This is a genomic window from Virgibacillus necropolis, from assembly GCF_002224365.1.
GTDB classification, from domain to species: Bacteria; Bacillota; Bacilli; order Bacillales; family Amphibacillaceae; genus Virgibacillus_F; species Virgibacillus_F necropolis.
In genome coordinates this window covers 888,626-903,190 of the sequence record NZ_CP022437.1, presented here as the reverse complement: position 1 = coordinate 903,190, position 14,565 = coordinate 888,626, and the positions used below count along the sequence as shown (strand labels likewise).

At 36.8% G+C, this 14,565-nt stretch carries 10 protein-coding genes; 2 read left to right on the top strand and 8 right to left on the bottom strand.

Annotated elements, in window-relative coordinates:
* Window positions 1–23: 23 nt before the first annotated feature.
* Both CFK40_RS04280 and CFK40_RS04275 read right to left on the bottom strand, forming a co-directional pair.
* Window positions 24–1,433, bottom strand: a complete 1,410-nt coding sequence (locus CFK40_RS04280) for a sodium/proline symporter (RefSeq protein ID WP_089530896.1) — start codon at window positions 1,431–1,433, stop codon at window positions 24–26.
* 124 nt (window positions 1,434–1,557) lie between these two features.
* Entirely contained in the window at window positions 1,558–2,271 is a 714-nt protein-coding gene (locus CFK40_RS04275; RefSeq protein WP_161493823.1) for an acetoacetate decarboxylase family protein, read from the bottom strand.
* Between the two features lie 425 nt (window positions 2,272–2,696).
* Here CFK40_RS04275 and CFK40_RS04270 point away from each other — a divergent pair, with 425 nt between their 5' ends.
* Together CFK40_RS04270 and CFK40_RS04265 are read left to right on the top strand one after the other, a co-directional pair.
* Window positions 2,697–3,947 carry a dicarboxylate/amino acid:cation symporter gene (locus CFK40_RS04270; RefSeq protein WP_089530894.1) on the top strand — a complete coding sequence of 417 codons (1,251 nt, stop codon included), beginning with the start codon at window positions 2,697–2,699 and terminating at the stop codon, window positions 3,945–3,947.
* A gap of 691 nt (window positions 3,948–4,638) precedes the next feature.
* The gene (locus CFK40_RS04265) at window positions 4,639–6,918 is read left to right on the top strand and encodes an ATP-dependent DNA helicase (RefSeq protein WP_089530892.1); all 2,280 of its coding nucleotides are present in this window, start codon (window positions 4,639–4,641) and stop codon (window positions 6,916–6,918) included.
* Window positions 6,919–7,061: 143 nt separating this feature from the next.
* Here CFK40_RS04265 and speB read toward each other — a convergent pair whose 3' ends face one another.
* From speB to CFK40_RS04240, 6 genes are all read right to left on the bottom strand, one after another.
* Window positions 7,062–8,051 carry an agmatinase gene (gene speB, locus CFK40_RS04260; RefSeq protein WP_089530890.1) on the bottom strand — a complete coding sequence of 330 codons (990 nt, stop codon included), beginning with the start codon at window positions 8,049–8,051 and terminating at the stop codon, window positions 7,062–7,064.
* A gap of 131 nt (window positions 8,052–8,182) precedes the next feature.
* Window positions 8,183–9,616: an MFS transporter gene (locus CFK40_RS04255; RefSeq protein ID WP_089530889.1), complete on the bottom strand. Its 1,434-nt coding sequence runs from the start codon at window positions 9,614–9,616 to the stop codon at window positions 8,183–8,185.
* A gap of 445 nt (window positions 9,617–10,061) precedes the next feature.
* Window positions 10,062–11,432, bottom strand: coding sequence for a sigma-54 interaction domain-containing protein (locus CFK40_RS04250; RefSeq protein WP_089530887.1), 1,371 nt, complete (start codon window positions 11,430–11,432; stop codon window positions 10,062–10,064).
* A 648-nt stretch (window positions 11,433–12,080) separates the two neighbouring features.
* Window positions 12,081–12,620: a hypothetical protein gene (locus CFK40_RS21255; RefSeq protein ID WP_227001860.1), complete on the bottom strand. Its 540-nt coding sequence runs from the start codon at window positions 12,618–12,620 to the stop codon at window positions 12,081–12,083.
* Window positions 12,621–12,701: 81 nt separating this feature from the next.
* Window positions 12,702–12,911, bottom strand: a complete 210-nt coding sequence (locus CFK40_RS21250; RefSeq protein ID WP_264371388.1) for a macro domain-containing protein — start codon at window positions 12,909–12,911, stop codon at window positions 12,702–12,704.
* A gap of 871 nt (window positions 12,912–13,782) precedes the next feature.
* Window positions 13,783–14,550, bottom strand: coding sequence for a putative hydro-lyase (locus CFK40_RS04240; RefSeq protein ID WP_089530885.1), 768 nt, complete (start codon window positions 14,548–14,550; stop codon window positions 13,783–13,785).
* Window positions 14,551–14,565 lie beyond the last annotated feature (15 nt).

The window sequence follows — 14,565 nt, the reverse complement described above, 5'->3', positions numbered from 1 at the left end:
TTGTATTAGGTAACTGACGTAATTCAATTATTTTTTTTCGTAAGCTTACTAACTAATAAAATTATAAGGGTGGAAGAGATTGCTGCGGGAATTAATTCATATAAGTAAGCTACCCATGGTGTATTAATCCAGACGATTGTTACCAGCGTACCGGTAATTATTCCCCAAAGCGCACCTTCTTTTGTAACGATATTTGTATAGAGCAATAATAACAATAATGGCCCAAAGCTAGATGCCAACCCTGCCCATGCGTATAGAACAAGGTCAAATACAGATTGAATATCCATTAAAGCAATTATGGTAGAAATAACACCAAGAACTATCATTGTCGCTCTTGAAATTATTGTTAATTGTTTATTCGTGTATGTTTTTTTAGTTATCCCTTTTAGTAAATCACTTGCAAATGCTTGAGTTGCAACCATAATTTGTGAAGAAAACGTGGATTGTATAGCCGCAAAAATAGCTGCTAATACTATACCAGTAACAATTGTAGGTAATACTTCAATTGATACCATTGGGAAAACATATTCTGGATCATCTAATACTGGAATAATAATTCTTCCAATCAAACCTAGTAAGTTTGAACCAGTCATTACGACTATAACCCAAAACATGGCGATGAATGATCCTTGGGTAATCGTTTTGTCATCCCTTGCTGACAAAAACCGTTGAACAATATGTGGTTGCCCGGGTTCACCTAATCCAAATCCAAATAATCCAATAAAAACACCAAAACCTGCAGCACCTGTAGCACCACCTAGTGAAGAAACTAATGCTGGGTCAATTGATTGTAAAGTATGAAAGAAGTTTGCTGGACCCCCTAGTTCAAAAAATACCATATACAACGGAAACAAAATTAAAACAACTAACATAATTATTCCTTGGGTTAGATCTGTCAATATTACAGCTCTGTACCCACCAAAGATTGCATAACCAATTACAAATGCTGCTGAAAGTATTAGTCCAAGATTATAGTCAAAAGAAATAGTGGCATCCAGTGTTTTACCAGCTGCTGTTAGTTGCGAAGCCATTGAGGCTATAAAGAAAATTATAATAACTATGCTGGAAACAATTTTCAAGATGTTGTTACCATCATCTAATTTCAAACTAAAATAATCAGTTAGGCTTAATGCACCAAGCTCTTTCCCTTCTCGTCTTAGTTTCGGTGCTACTACAAACCAGTTTATTAAATAACCGATTATAAAACCAGGTAGCATCCACATCGTACTTATTCCTGAAACATAAGCAGCCCCAGCAGCTCCAATAAATATCCATCCACTTGTATCAGTAGCCCCTGCACTAATTGCAGTTGCCCAAGGTCCAAAGTTTCGATCTCCTAGATAAAATCCCTCTTCACTTTTCGTGATGTATCGCTCTGACAAAACACCAATCATGAAAACAATTATTAAATAAATAAGAAAAACTGTAAGCATTATTGTTCTCCTTTCTTATTAACACGTTTTGTCAGAATATAAGTTGCAATAAAGCCCGATAAAGGAACAATGACATAAAGGAACCAAATCAATAAAACATTATCCATCTCCATCACTCCTTGTTTTATTTTTGCAGATTTTCTATTACACTACCGTATGTTAGTGTAAATGCTCCTTCTATATACATCGCACCCACAATTTCTTGTACCCCTAACCGCGACAATGGATCTGATGTCGATTCCTCAATATTTAATTTTGCAGTACCAAATACTTTTTTCTTAATTTCAACATCTTGTAACTCATTTCTAATAATGGTATTTGTATCCGTACCGTGAAATTCTGGATGTGGCATACGTTTCACCTGAAGTCTAGGTGATAAATTTGGTGGTTCTACTTTTTTACTACCTTTTTCAAACTCAATGTCAATTATCTTTTTACCTTTCCTGGTAATACTGCCCATTATTGAACTTTCGTTTTGATTAAATTGAACTTCTGCAAGTTTTTTTGGATAACCCCATATCTCTCTTCCAGCGCAAAGAGCATCATCTGTATTCACATATTCAAAAGCCACGCATGCTCCATTGATATCTTTATAAGAACATGGAATAACTACTCCACCCTCGCTATACAAATCTAAACCTTTAATTTCGTTATTTTTTAGAATAAATATTTCAAAAATATCAGAAGTTAATACGAATTCTTTTGGTAAAAATCTTTGTAACGCTTCTCTTTCTCCTTGACAATATACACTTACCTTTTGATAACTTTTATATTCGTAAGGCAAGTTAGGGTATAACGGTGAATATTCCGGTAAAATGGAGTATTCGTATTTTGACATAATGATCATCCTCCTTTGGTTGTTACCATTATTAATGCAAAAAGTATGCCAATAAATAAAACCCTGAAAATTCAGGGTTTTATTTATTGAACAATATCTCATCTACTTAAAAATATATGTATTTTTTTAGTAATCACTCATTCTTGTTTATGATCGCTTAGATACAAGTCTTTATTCGAAAAGAATATTGCATGCAGTTAACTTAAAGGAAATTGTTCGTATTTCTCCACTGCACTGCCACACATTAAAGGAAATAGACCAATTTTTAATAGCAACTGAAAAAATAGCTAGATAATAATGAATTATAGTAGATTACATCACTGGCAAAAGGAGGAGTTTTTATTAACTCTATTGTGTAAGCGCGTACATCACATGGCCTAGTATCTTTCACTCGTACTATCATAAATTAGAGAGGAATGATTTCCATGAAAAAAATGTCACTAAGCACAAAAGTCTTAATAGGTTTTGTACTAGGGATAATAATCGCCCTTATCTTTAAAGAAAAAGCTACAGTAGTTAAGCCTTTAGGTGATCTATTTTTAAACCTAATTAAAATGATAGTTGTTCCTTTAGTATTCTTTTCAATAGTAAGTGGTATAACCTCTATGAACAACTTTACAAAGTTGAAAAGAATTGGTGGTAAGGTATTACTATTTTATATAGCTACTACTATTTGTGCAGGTACTATCGGTTTACTAGTTGCCAATTTAATTTCACCTGGATCTAGTGTTACGTTAGATGAAATTGAAGTCAAACCAGGACAATTCGAAGAGGAAGCTACACCATCAGTTGTTGATACGATAGTTTCCATGTTCCCTACTAATCCATTTAACTCTCTTGTTGAAGGAAATCTAATGCAGGTTATTGTATTTTCAATTTTTCTAGGGATTTCTATGGTTCTATTAGGTGATAAAGTACAAACTTTTAAGAAGTTCTTTGATAACGGTGCAGAAGTTATGTACAAAATAACAGATATTGTAATGAAATTTTCTCCTATTGGTGTTGCAGCTTTAATTGCTACTACAATAGGAGAGTATGGAGCAAAGGTTTTAGGATCAATTACTGCTTTAATTATAGCAGATTATGTAGGCTTATTGCTCATCTGTTTTGGTTTATATGCACTAATAATTAAATTCTTTGTCAAAATGAAATTAGGTACTTTTTATAAGAGTGCTTTAAAAATTTGGCCTATAACAGCCAGCACGACAAGTAGCTCTGGTACATTACCCTATACGATGGAGGTTGTTGAAAGAGACCTTGGTGTGTCTAAAAGTCTAACAGGTTTTTCATTACCCTTAGGTGCAACTATCAATATGGACGGTGCAGTAAACTATTTTGCTATCGCTGTCATTTTTGTTGCCCAGATTTATGGAATAGAGCTTACGATAACGCAACAAATAACTACAATTTTACTTGCAACCTTAATATCTGTTGGGGCTCCAGGAATCCCTGGCGGTGGAATTGTTATGACAATCATGTTACTGACAACAATGGGGCTGCCTCTTGAGATCATGGGATTAATAGCAGGCATCTATAGAGTCATAGACATGGGTCATACTTCTCTAAATGTTACTGGAGATATGGTGTGTACACTTGCTGTTGCAAAATCTGAGAATTTGATATCAGATACTAAACCTGGTGAGAATAGTGAAGATATAAATGCTAAAGTAGTATAAGACAATAACCATAAGTAGGCGACAAATAATCCTCGTAGTTAGAATTGAGGGTTATTTGTCGCTTATTTAGTCTTTTTGAATACGACAATCAATAGGAATAGTTAGTGAACCAGGGAGAAGGTGATCTAGTAACCCGTTAGTCAAAATACAACAAAATTTGGGAAGTGTAAGGAACCGGTATAGAACTATAATTATGACAGCATCAAAAAATTCAAGGGACAGTTCCGAGGAAGCACAAGAACCGTCCCCATGCTTCTATCAGTATTATGAAGATCATTTCGAATGCAATTTTGGGTTGTTTTGTTCCTCATCGGTATTATGAGGGTCTTTTCGGCTGCGCTTTTGGGCTGTTTTAATCTTCATCGGTATTATGAGGGTCTTTTCGACTGCATTTTTGGGCTGTTTTGATTTTCATCAGCTTAATGAAGGTCTTTTCAACTACTTTTATCAGGTGATCTGATCTTCATCGGCTTTTTTAAACCCGTTTACTATAAAAGCAACCTAATTCCTCCCTATCTTTAGGGAAAAATTAGGCTGCTGCATGACATACATTTTTTCAAGGAAGTAAGGGGGGACGGCTCTCTTGCTTCCTGCTGTTTCTACCATTTGGGACAAAGGGACCTGTCCCATCTTCCCTAAAATCCACCGAACTGCTAAACTTAATAGTAACGAAGAATAAATAGGTGATTACATGACAAACATTGTTAAAATATCGGTACGGCATCTGGTGGAATATGTATTTCGGAGTGGGAGTATTGAGTCCGGCGGCTTCCGCACTTCAACTCCTCTTACAGATGGTACGAAGGCTCATCAGAAGATACAGAAAACCTACACTAGTAGTGATCAGAAGGAAGTCTATCTTAAAACAGTGATTCCCTATGAAACTATTACCATGCATGTGGACGGACGCGCTGACGGATTACTTTTTCAAGAGGACGGGCTGGTAATCGTCGATGAAATCAAGTCTACTTCACGCGCGCTCGTTACTATTACGGAGGAGACTTACCCAGTACACTGGGCACAAGCTGTCTTCTATGCGTATATTTATGCGAAAGATCGAGAGCTTGCGCAAATGACCATTCAACTGACATATGTACACGTCAGAACAGAAGAGCAGAAACAGTTTCAACGAATTATGACCCTGCCAGAGCTTGAAAGCTTCATAATGGAAGTAGTCAGTCAGTACGCTGCATATGCCAAAGCGAAGACTCAGCATATTGTGGACAGAAATTCCAGCAGTAAAGAGCTGGTATTTCCTTTTGAAGTCTACCGGGAAGGTCAGCACAAGCTTGCGGGTTCAGTCTATAAAACGATACTCGATAAAAAAGTTTTGTTTGCCAAAGCTTCCACTGGGATCGGTAAAACAATTTCCACGATTTTCCCTGCAATTAAATCGATTGGTGAAGGCAACCTACAGCGCATTTTTTACCTAACAGCAAAAACCATTACCAGAACAGCAGCCGAAGACGCGTTCCGATTGTTGATTGCAAATGGCTTGGACATGAAGGTTGTCACCATTACAGCAAAGGATAAGATCTGTTTTCAGGAGGAAACTATTTGTACCGCTGAGCATTGTCCTTTTGCTGACGGTTATTATGACCGGATTAACGGGGCAATTCTGGATATTTTTGAAAATGAATCACTAATGAGCCGTGCAGTGATTGAAGCTTATGCCCGGAAGCATCGAGTTTGTCCATTTGAATTTTCGCTTGACCTTGCTTACACAGCAGATGCGGTTATTTGCGATTATAATTATATATTCGACCCTAGAGTGTCCTTAAAACGCTTAATCGAGGATCAGAAAAAACAATCCGTACTGCTCGTTGATGAGGCGCACAATCTGGTTGAACGTGCTCGGGAAATGTACTCAGCGGTATTGTTAAAATCATCTTTTTTACAGGTGCAAAAAGCATACAAAGATATAAACGCGGCTGTTGCTAAAGCCGCGAAGGCCGTCAATGTTTGTCTCGCAGAAAAGCGAAAGCAGGAGAATATTGCAGAAAAACAACTCGATGAAGACCTGGCAGTTCTGGTGGAGAAGTTCACGGAAGTGGCAGAGGAAGAATTGGTTCAGAATGTAGAATCCAATCAACTATTATTGGATACCTATTTTGCTGCCAGTGCCTTCGCAAAAATCTGCCGCCTATATGACAAACGCTTCGTCTCTTATGTAGAAGTAAACAAGAGCGAGGTAATGATAAAGCTGTTTTGTTTAGATCCATCGTACCTTCTCCAGCAAATGGGAAAAGGCTTTCGTTCTAAAGTTTTCTTTTCGGCTACACTAGCACCAGCGGATTACTATAAAAACTTGCTCGGAGGAACCGAGGATGACTATGTGCTATCCATCCCCTCTCCATTTGTTCATGAAAATGCAGAGGTTCTGGTTCAGCCTTTGTCCACCCGCTATCGTGACCGTGAACGCACACTTTTGCCAATGGTCCAGTTTATTCGTGATGTTTTAAACAAACAAAAAGGGAATTTCATGATTTTTTTCCCGTCCTATGATTATATGAATAAAGCTTTCGAAGCATTTAAAACGGAAGCACCAGATGTAAAAACAATTGTCCAGGAAACAGGGATGTCGGAGGAGCTGCGTGAGAATTTCCTAACCGCCTTCGAACCAAGCGGAGATGAAAGATTAGTAGGATTTGCGGTTCTTGGTGGTGTTTTTTCAGAAGGGGTCGATTTAAAGGGCGACCGGCTTTGCGGAGTTATGGTCGTTGGGGTCGGGCTACCGCAGATCGGATTCGAACGAGATATTATCAAGGATTATTTTACTAATGAAGGATATAGTGGCTTTGATTACGCCTATGTCTATCCTGGAATGAATAAGGTACTGCAAGCTGGCGGCAGACTTATCAGGTCTGAGGCCGATCATGGAACCATTGTATTAATAGATGACCGATTTTTACAGCCAAAGTATCAGAAACTGTTCCCAGAAGAGTGGCGTCATTATAAGGTTGTTAATTAAGGGACAAAAGAACCGTCTCCATGCTTCCAATGTCCGCTACCCAAAACAATTCTGAATTGTCTTGGGTGACAGACACCTAAAGCTCAGTAAACGGAGTAAAATAAGAAAACAGGGGCTGTACAAATTCGGTACAGCCCTTCCTGTTATTTCTGAGAAGCAAGCGCCTCTTCTTCTTTACTTTGAAGCTCTTTTTGCTTTAATACGTAGCTTAGTAAATCCAGAGAAATACGAGCAGCTGTTTGTCCAGTCATTCCTGTTGGGTCATAAGGCGGAGCAACTTCAACTAAGTCAAATGCTACAACTTCGCCTCTTTTTGCGATTCCTTCTAATAATTCATTTACTTCATCATAAAGCAAGCCACCTGGTGATGGTGTTCCTGTTCCAGGAGCAATCGAAGGATCCATACCATCAATATCAATGGTTACATAATATTTCTCCCCCTTAGGAATTTGTGCAAGCACTTCTTCCACTCCCATTTTTCTCATTTTACGCGGTGATAAAATGGTACTTCCGTATTCTCTTGCAGCATCCACATCCTCTTTCAAACTGCTTGAGATACCACGGATACCAAACTGGAAGATTTCCTGTACATGGTCCAGCTCAGACAAACGACGAATACAGTTTCCGTGTCCATAGCGCTGTCCCGAACGATGGTCGGCCCAGTCGAGATGAGCATCAATTTGAATTACATGAAATGGACCTAATTCTTCTAACCCTTTACCTACTGCAGCCGTAATAGAATGGTCCCCTCCTAAGACAACTGGCATTGCCCCTTTGGAAACAATTTTTCGAATGGACGCTTCGGTGTTTTCATGTGATTGCATAAGATCGCCATGAATAATATCAACATCACCGCAATCTACCACTTTCCAGTCAGGTCCAAGATACGTGATATCATTTTCAATATCATAAGCACCGTCCAGTCCGAAACTGTACAATGTAGACCCTTCTCTAATTCCACGTGGGCCCATTCTTGCTCCGGACTTCCACTGTGTTCCCATATCGTTAGGCACTCCAATTACTGCAACGTCTGCATCTAATTCATTAAGATCCGGACAAACTGGGTATTTTCCGTAAGTGGAAATTCCAGTGAAAGGTAAATTTAAAATTTGTTTTTCTTCAGGTTTAACCATTATTATTCCTCCTTAGATATTCAATAAATAGTTTTGTAATAATTTAGTTGAGGCCATTATGGCAATAATAAATATTAAGGTAGTTTTAATTTATATCCGTTCAGTACATCCCCCCTTAACTGGTAAGAACATTAATTCTGATTTGCAGCTAAATCTTTACTTACTTGTTTTGTTTCTGTGGAGTCTACCTCCTCCAAGCCTTCACTGTGGTGTACGAATTTTGTAATAAAGATCAGTGCCATTACTGCAAAAATAACATTTACTAAAACCCCAATAGAAGCAGCAAGGTGAATATTACTTGCAAGCAGCACGCCAAATACTGCCGTTGTAATGGAGAGTCCGAATGCATATCCCAAAGAACTTGCCATCTTATAAATTCCTGAAGCAATTCCCACTTTGTCATCTGGAATATTTGCAATTGCTGTATCAATAGAAGGTGTGGCATACATGCCGATACCAATCCCGGCAATTAAAAAGCCGATAAATACGACAATGATATAAGCTAAATCTGGTAAAAATGTCATCGCTGTCATACTCATTCCTATCATAGAGATGACAATTGCAATAAGCATTGGCTTTTTTGCACCCATTTTCTGGAGCATTTTTTCCCCAACGCGAATCATGACTAATATGGCAATGACATTTCCAACAGTAAGTAACCCTGTCTGAAAAGGTGTAAATCCCCTTGCCATTTGACCATACGTATTTGTAACAACTATCGTAGCGAAGATTCCATTTTGAAAGAAGTTTGATACAACAGATCCTGTATAAGCTCCTATTTTGAAAATAGAAAAGTCAATAAACTGGTTTTTCTTCTTTCTTTCAACGGCAAAAAATAGGATTGTTGCTGCAATAGCACCTACAATAAGAGTAATTGTTAACAGGTTTGTCCAGCCAAAATCCTGCCCCCGTGTCACAACGATATTAATCATCAGTATTGCAATCGTAAATATAAAGAATCCTGTGAAATCAAATTTTTTCTTCTTTAAATTTTCTGCCTTGCTTTCTTTTATATCTCTTAGCAAGAACATGGATAATAATGTAACTGCGATAGATACGATAAAAATCCATCTCCAGCCCATGTAAGTGGCAATAGCTCCACCAACAATCGCAGTTAAGCCACCGCCTCCCCATGATCCGAAAGACCAAAAGCTAAGTGCACGTTGTCTGCCTTTCCCTTCAAAATTTGAACTGATAAGTGAAAGCGTTGCGGGCATAATGCAGGCAGCTGAGATCCCCTGGATTGCCCGTGCGGTAATCAATATCGTTGCATTGTTGGAAACAATGAGCAGCAAACTTCCAATAATGCTCAACAGAAGACCGATGTATGTTAACTTCTTTCTTCCTGAGCGATCAGAAATTCCCCCAGCAACGACAATAAAAAGACCAGAAAATAGTGCTGTCAGACTCGTAGAAATATTTAAAGTTCCAAGCGTAACCCCTAAATCTTTTTGCATCACCGGGATAATATTGATCATCGATTGGGCAAATAACCAAAACGTAAGAACCGCAAGCACAATACCAACAATAATTTTATTCGAGCCTTGACCTGATTCTCCCATTATTTTCCTCCTTTAATAAATCTATTTTGCATTAAAGGAAACAAGGTGCTTAGTAACATTCACAAAGTTATTTTCAACTAATAAAGTTGTAATCGCCTTCATTTCCTTAGTTAATGTAACTATTTTTGCTTTACTCATATACTTGCGTCTAGTCAGGTGGTCTCCACTCCATCTTTTACCTATCTCTCTTATATTGGGTCTTCCTATGTAATTCTCGCTGTACACCTATTACATGCAAAAACTATGCCAACTTGTAAAAAATAATAAAAAAGTAAAAGCAGTCTGGTAAATCGAATACCAGACTGCTTGATTAAAAATTAGAAAATCGGCTTCATGTACGCGTTTCACTGTCAAACAAAAATTAAGAACGAAATGGAGCACAACAAATAATAAATTTATTAAAGGAAAAGAACAATCGTTTTTCAGTCCATAAACAGGTTATTTTTAGTCAAGTTTGACTACCGCCTATATATTTTCGAATTTTTCGGTTTGCAGTTGATTGACTGATTCCTAGTTTTTCTCCCAGTTGAATGCTCGATGGATATTTATTGTACATTTGTAAAATAAATTCTTTTTCTGCGCTTTCGATGTATTCATTAAGTGTCATATCTTGATAGAATTTGGATGATTTTCTATCCGTAATTACTTCAATAATCTCAAGAGTAATTTCATTGGTCTCTGAAACAATCATTGCTTTTTCAATAAAATTTTGTAATTCCCGGATATTCCCTGGCCATTCTTGTTTACTGATCCAAGCAATCAGTTCTGGTGATAAATACTTTTGCGTCCTGTATTTTGTATTGAATCCTTCTGTAATTTCATAAACCAAAGAAATCAAATCCTCTCTGCGTTCTCTTAGGGGTGGCATGGTTAATTTCATTACATTTATTCGATAATACAGATCTTCTCTAAATTGTTTTTTACGAATCAGTTCTTCCAGATTTTGATTGGTTGCACAAATAATTCTGCATTGCTTTTCTATCTTTTTATTTCCTCCAACCCTCATAAAAAATTGGTTTTGCAGAACAGATAAAAATTTCACCTGAAGATTCATCGGCAGCTCCCCAATCTCATCAAGAAAAAGAGTTCCTTCACCTGCAGCTTCAAAATAACCCTTATTTCCTCCTTTTTTTGCTCCTGTAAATGCTCCCTCCTCATAGCCAAACAATTCAGACTCAATCAGAGATTCAGAAATGGCACCACAGTTCACCTCAATAAAAGGCTCATTTCTTCTTGAGGAGATTTCATGAACTTTTTGTGCCAAGTGATTTTTACCTACCCCTGACTCTCCATCAATTAGGACAGTAATATCCAAATCCGCCGCTTTGTAAGCAATATCCAGTACCTTGTCCATTTTGCTGTTTTTCATATGAAAAGGTTTCACTGTCTGTCTTTTTAATGTTGCTATTTCCTCTCTATATTGTTCAATCGCTCTTGCTACCTGTTCATTTTCTTTTTTGAGACTTTCAACCTCTGTAATATCTCTGGAAAAACTAATTGCACCAATTAATGTATTATCTTCATCAAATATTGGATATCCGGCGATAATCAACTTGCTTTTATTTCTTGTTTCCTGGACAAATGTCTTTTCCTTTTTCTCTTTTAAAACATTTACAATTATAGATGGAACAAAAATTCCTTCCTTTTCTAAATCAAAAACGTTTTGATGTATTATTTTTTCATGAGGTATGCCAAATAACTTTTCCTTTGATTCTCTCGTATAAATAATATTCCCTTTAGCATCCGTAATAAAAATTTCATCAAATGAGAAATCTAATATATACTTCAAAATAATGTAAGCACGTTCATTTAAATCCACCCTGATCCCTCCTAGTCATATTTAATTATATGGTATTCAAAAATGACTAGAACTTCAATTAAAGTAATTTGTGCGTAGTAGGGGAACTAGTGAACAAAAATAATAAACAACCAGACAAACAAATAAAAGTACTATCAGATTCCTCAGTAAAAATTAGGATAAATTAGGCCTTTTTACCTTCCAAAGCCTTGACGTTACCTCATTGGTAAACATGTAAGTGGTAAAACTTATGGCAAACGCTGGTAAAAAACAAGGCAGAGGTGGTACATTCTTATGGCTGTAATCAAAGGGGGGGAAAATCTAGTGACCGTAATCATATTCTTGGAATGACCACTACTTGAAGCTATCCCCCTTTGCATGACTTCTTGTGCATGAAGGCTTAAAATTTCTCGATATTTAATCACAAAAAAACTTCCTATATAATGAATTTGCACTCGTCCCTTCATTATATAGGAGGGTGGATCAAAAAGATGGCACAACTGGCTCTATCAGATGACTGTAACCATCGTTTTTATAATACATGCCTGCTACCCAACAATTCTGAATCGTTTTGGGTGACAGGCACCAAAACTAAAACTGATCCCACTTCCTAAAATTGAGCATAAAAAAATAGCACCTCCTATGAGATGCTGTAATGAACAACCGTTTCTATTTATGATTAAATGCATGCGATTGATTAAGTCTATACCCCATTAACGTTTTTTCGATAATACGGAGGTCGAACAACTTATCAATACCGTTTATGATATCCTCTTCCGAAAACCTTTTGGCTTTATCTTTTGACCAACGTTTATATTCATCTACAATTTCAGCTTGTGTTAATTCTTCTTTTTCTCTTAATAAATACGTAACTGTAGACAAGCATTCTAATTCATGATTGGTATTGAATGTATTAACGTAATCTGCTGCTTTTTTAATGAATGGTCGTAAAGTTGCAAGCTTTGATTCAACATGACCACTTACAATTTTATTATACAAAATACCATAGGCCTCTTGTGTACTTTTTACACCATGATATTTCTGAAATTCTTTAATGTTCCTACTGACAATAGAAATAGAATTATCATATGGGCCGTATTTATGTCTTGTGAAATTGAAATAATGCTCCCGAGAAAAAACAATCATATAGAAAGCTGTTTTTTGTAGTCGTAACGTATCAAATTTATTAAGGTGATCTTTGATATTCATCAATACAAGTGCTGACAGGCTCAGGTTGGGTTCTACTTTCGGTTGTGACACATAATTTTGAGATGGTTCATAAATAAAGATCTACACCTTCTCATCCACTGCTGTTAGCTTCTCTTCAATCAATTTCTTTACCTCGCTCCAGACCAGTCCTCCATTTCCACTTCCTAAAGGTGGTATGGCAATCAATTGAATCCCTAACTTCTCCATTAATGGTACGAGCTCATCCAGTCCTTTTTCTACATATTCCAGCTTGGACTTTGCTCCCCACTTATTTTTAGTAGGAAAATTCATTATAATTTTGCCATCTTCCTTATAATAGAGGATGTTCAAAAAGTACCTTTTAATAAAATTTTAGATTAAAAACGTCCATCTTCAATTCCGAAATTGGGAGTAAAAGTAAATGCAGTAGAACGCAGTAACATTAACTGAATATTCATTAATGTCAGGTCGAAAAAAGGCCATACTTCCCCCTTGGACATAAACAGTTTTTTTTAAAGCTGTTTGACTAAAATGGAATTTAGACAACTGAAGGTAATGATAGCTGTTCAACCTGCTGGAGCTGTAATTCCTTTATTTTCTCAACATGATCCTTGGGCAAAATGGTTGCCCGAACATGCTTGATGATTCGCTTAATGAGTCGAAATGTATCCTCATAATGAAAAAGGTCTGTACTTTTGTTTAACTGGTACCTTTATATGACGCATGATGGAAACTAACTGATTGGATTCATGCGCAAAAGCAAGTTCCACTTGTTTGCGATAACGAAGAACAGAGTAAGGGGGGCAATACGTTGTACAAAATAAACCAGACGATCTAGTTATTGTTGACCTAGAAAATGTTCCTCTCGCATACTTATCTGGCAATGCCACTATAATTCTAATAAAGGCAACCGATGCACAAAAAAATCTACTTGGCTTAAAATGTGTTAGCGGGAGAAATTTAGGATTGTACTCCTGCTGATTTTTTGTTTATTTTCATAGTAAGCTACCATCATAATAATAAGCGGGAAATATCATCTAAGCTACAACCTTTCTTCACAAAAAAAGCCACTAGCTCCAATGGCAGTAAGATCACGCACATTAGTTCTAACAGCTTTTACAAACCTAATAATCTTAGTCGACAATATATGACATAAAATCGGAAGTGGCAGGTACTCGAAAAATCAAAAACTATTATATTCTTCTTTTCGATCAGTAATTAACATATGTCCTGGTGCATGTGACATCATTATAGTTGGTTTTGCATGTAAACATACGTTTTGGGGTGTAACTCCACAAGGCCAAAATACTGGTAACCTTTCTTTTTCATCAAAAATGACGCTTTCACCATAGTCAGGTGCATGAATATTGGTGATCCCTATTTCCTCAGGTTTTCCTATATGAATAGGGATGCCGTGTGACGTTTTAAACTGTTCAGTTATTTTTGTTGCAATCATAACTTCTTCTTGTTTTAATGCCCTCATACTAACTACCATATTCCCTTCAAATATACCAGCTTTGACACAAGGTATATTCGTTTTAAACATGGGAACTACTTTGTTCTGTTCTTGGTGTAGCATTCGAATTCCAGCTCGCTTAAGCGCCTTTTCAAATGTAAAACTACAACCAATTAAAAAACTAACAAAGTCATCCTCCCATACATCACAAATATCCAAAACTTCTTTACTAAAAACCCCATTCTCATAAACCCTGTATTTAGGAATGTCCGTTCGAATATCCGCATCTGCTATGGTTGGAGTGACATTGCCAGCTTCAAGGACATCTATCAAAGGACAAGACTTAGGATTCCTCTGACAGAATAGCAAGAATTCAAACGCATATTGTTTTGGTAGTGTAATAAGGTTTGCCTGTAAATAATTATTGCATAGACCAGACGTCGTATTGGCATCCAAATTCTTTCGATATATTAATCTTTGATTGCTTGGGTTCATATCATTTCCCCTTAT

What these genes read in the sequence shown, in the direction of transcription:
- CFK40_RS04280 (WP_089530896.1), bottom strand. Translation starts at nt 1,433, where the DNA reads ATGCTTACAGTTTTTCTTATTTATTTAATAATTGTTTTCATGATTGGT.
- CFK40_RS04275 (WP_161493823.1), bottom strand. Translation starts at nt 2,271, where the DNA reads ATGTCAAAATACGAATACTCCATTTTACCGGAATATTCACCGTTATAC.
- CFK40_RS04270 (WP_089530894.1), top strand. Translation starts at nt 2,697, where the DNA reads ATGAAAAAAATGTCACTAAGCACAAAAGTCTTAATAGGTTTTGTACTA.
- CFK40_RS04265 (WP_089530892.1), top strand. Translation starts at nt 4,639, where the DNA reads ATGACAAACATTGTTAAAATATCGGTACGGCATCTGGTGGAATATGTA.
- speB (WP_089530890.1), bottom strand. Translation starts at nt 8,051, where the DNA reads ATGGTTAAACCTGAAGAAAAACAAATTTTAAATTTACCTTTCACTGGA.
- CFK40_RS21255 (WP_227001860.1), bottom strand. Translation starts at nt 12,620, where the DNA reads ATGAATATCAAAGATCACCTTAATAAATTTGATACGTTACGACTACAA.
- CFK40_RS21250 (WP_264371388.1), bottom strand. Translation starts at nt 12,911, where the DNA reads ATGAATTTTCCTACTAAAAATAAGTGGGGAGCAAAGTCCAAGCTGGAA.
- CFK40_RS04240 (WP_089530885.1), bottom strand. Translation starts at nt 14,550, where the DNA reads ATGAACCCAAGCAATCAAAGATTAATATATCGAAAGAATTTGGATGCC.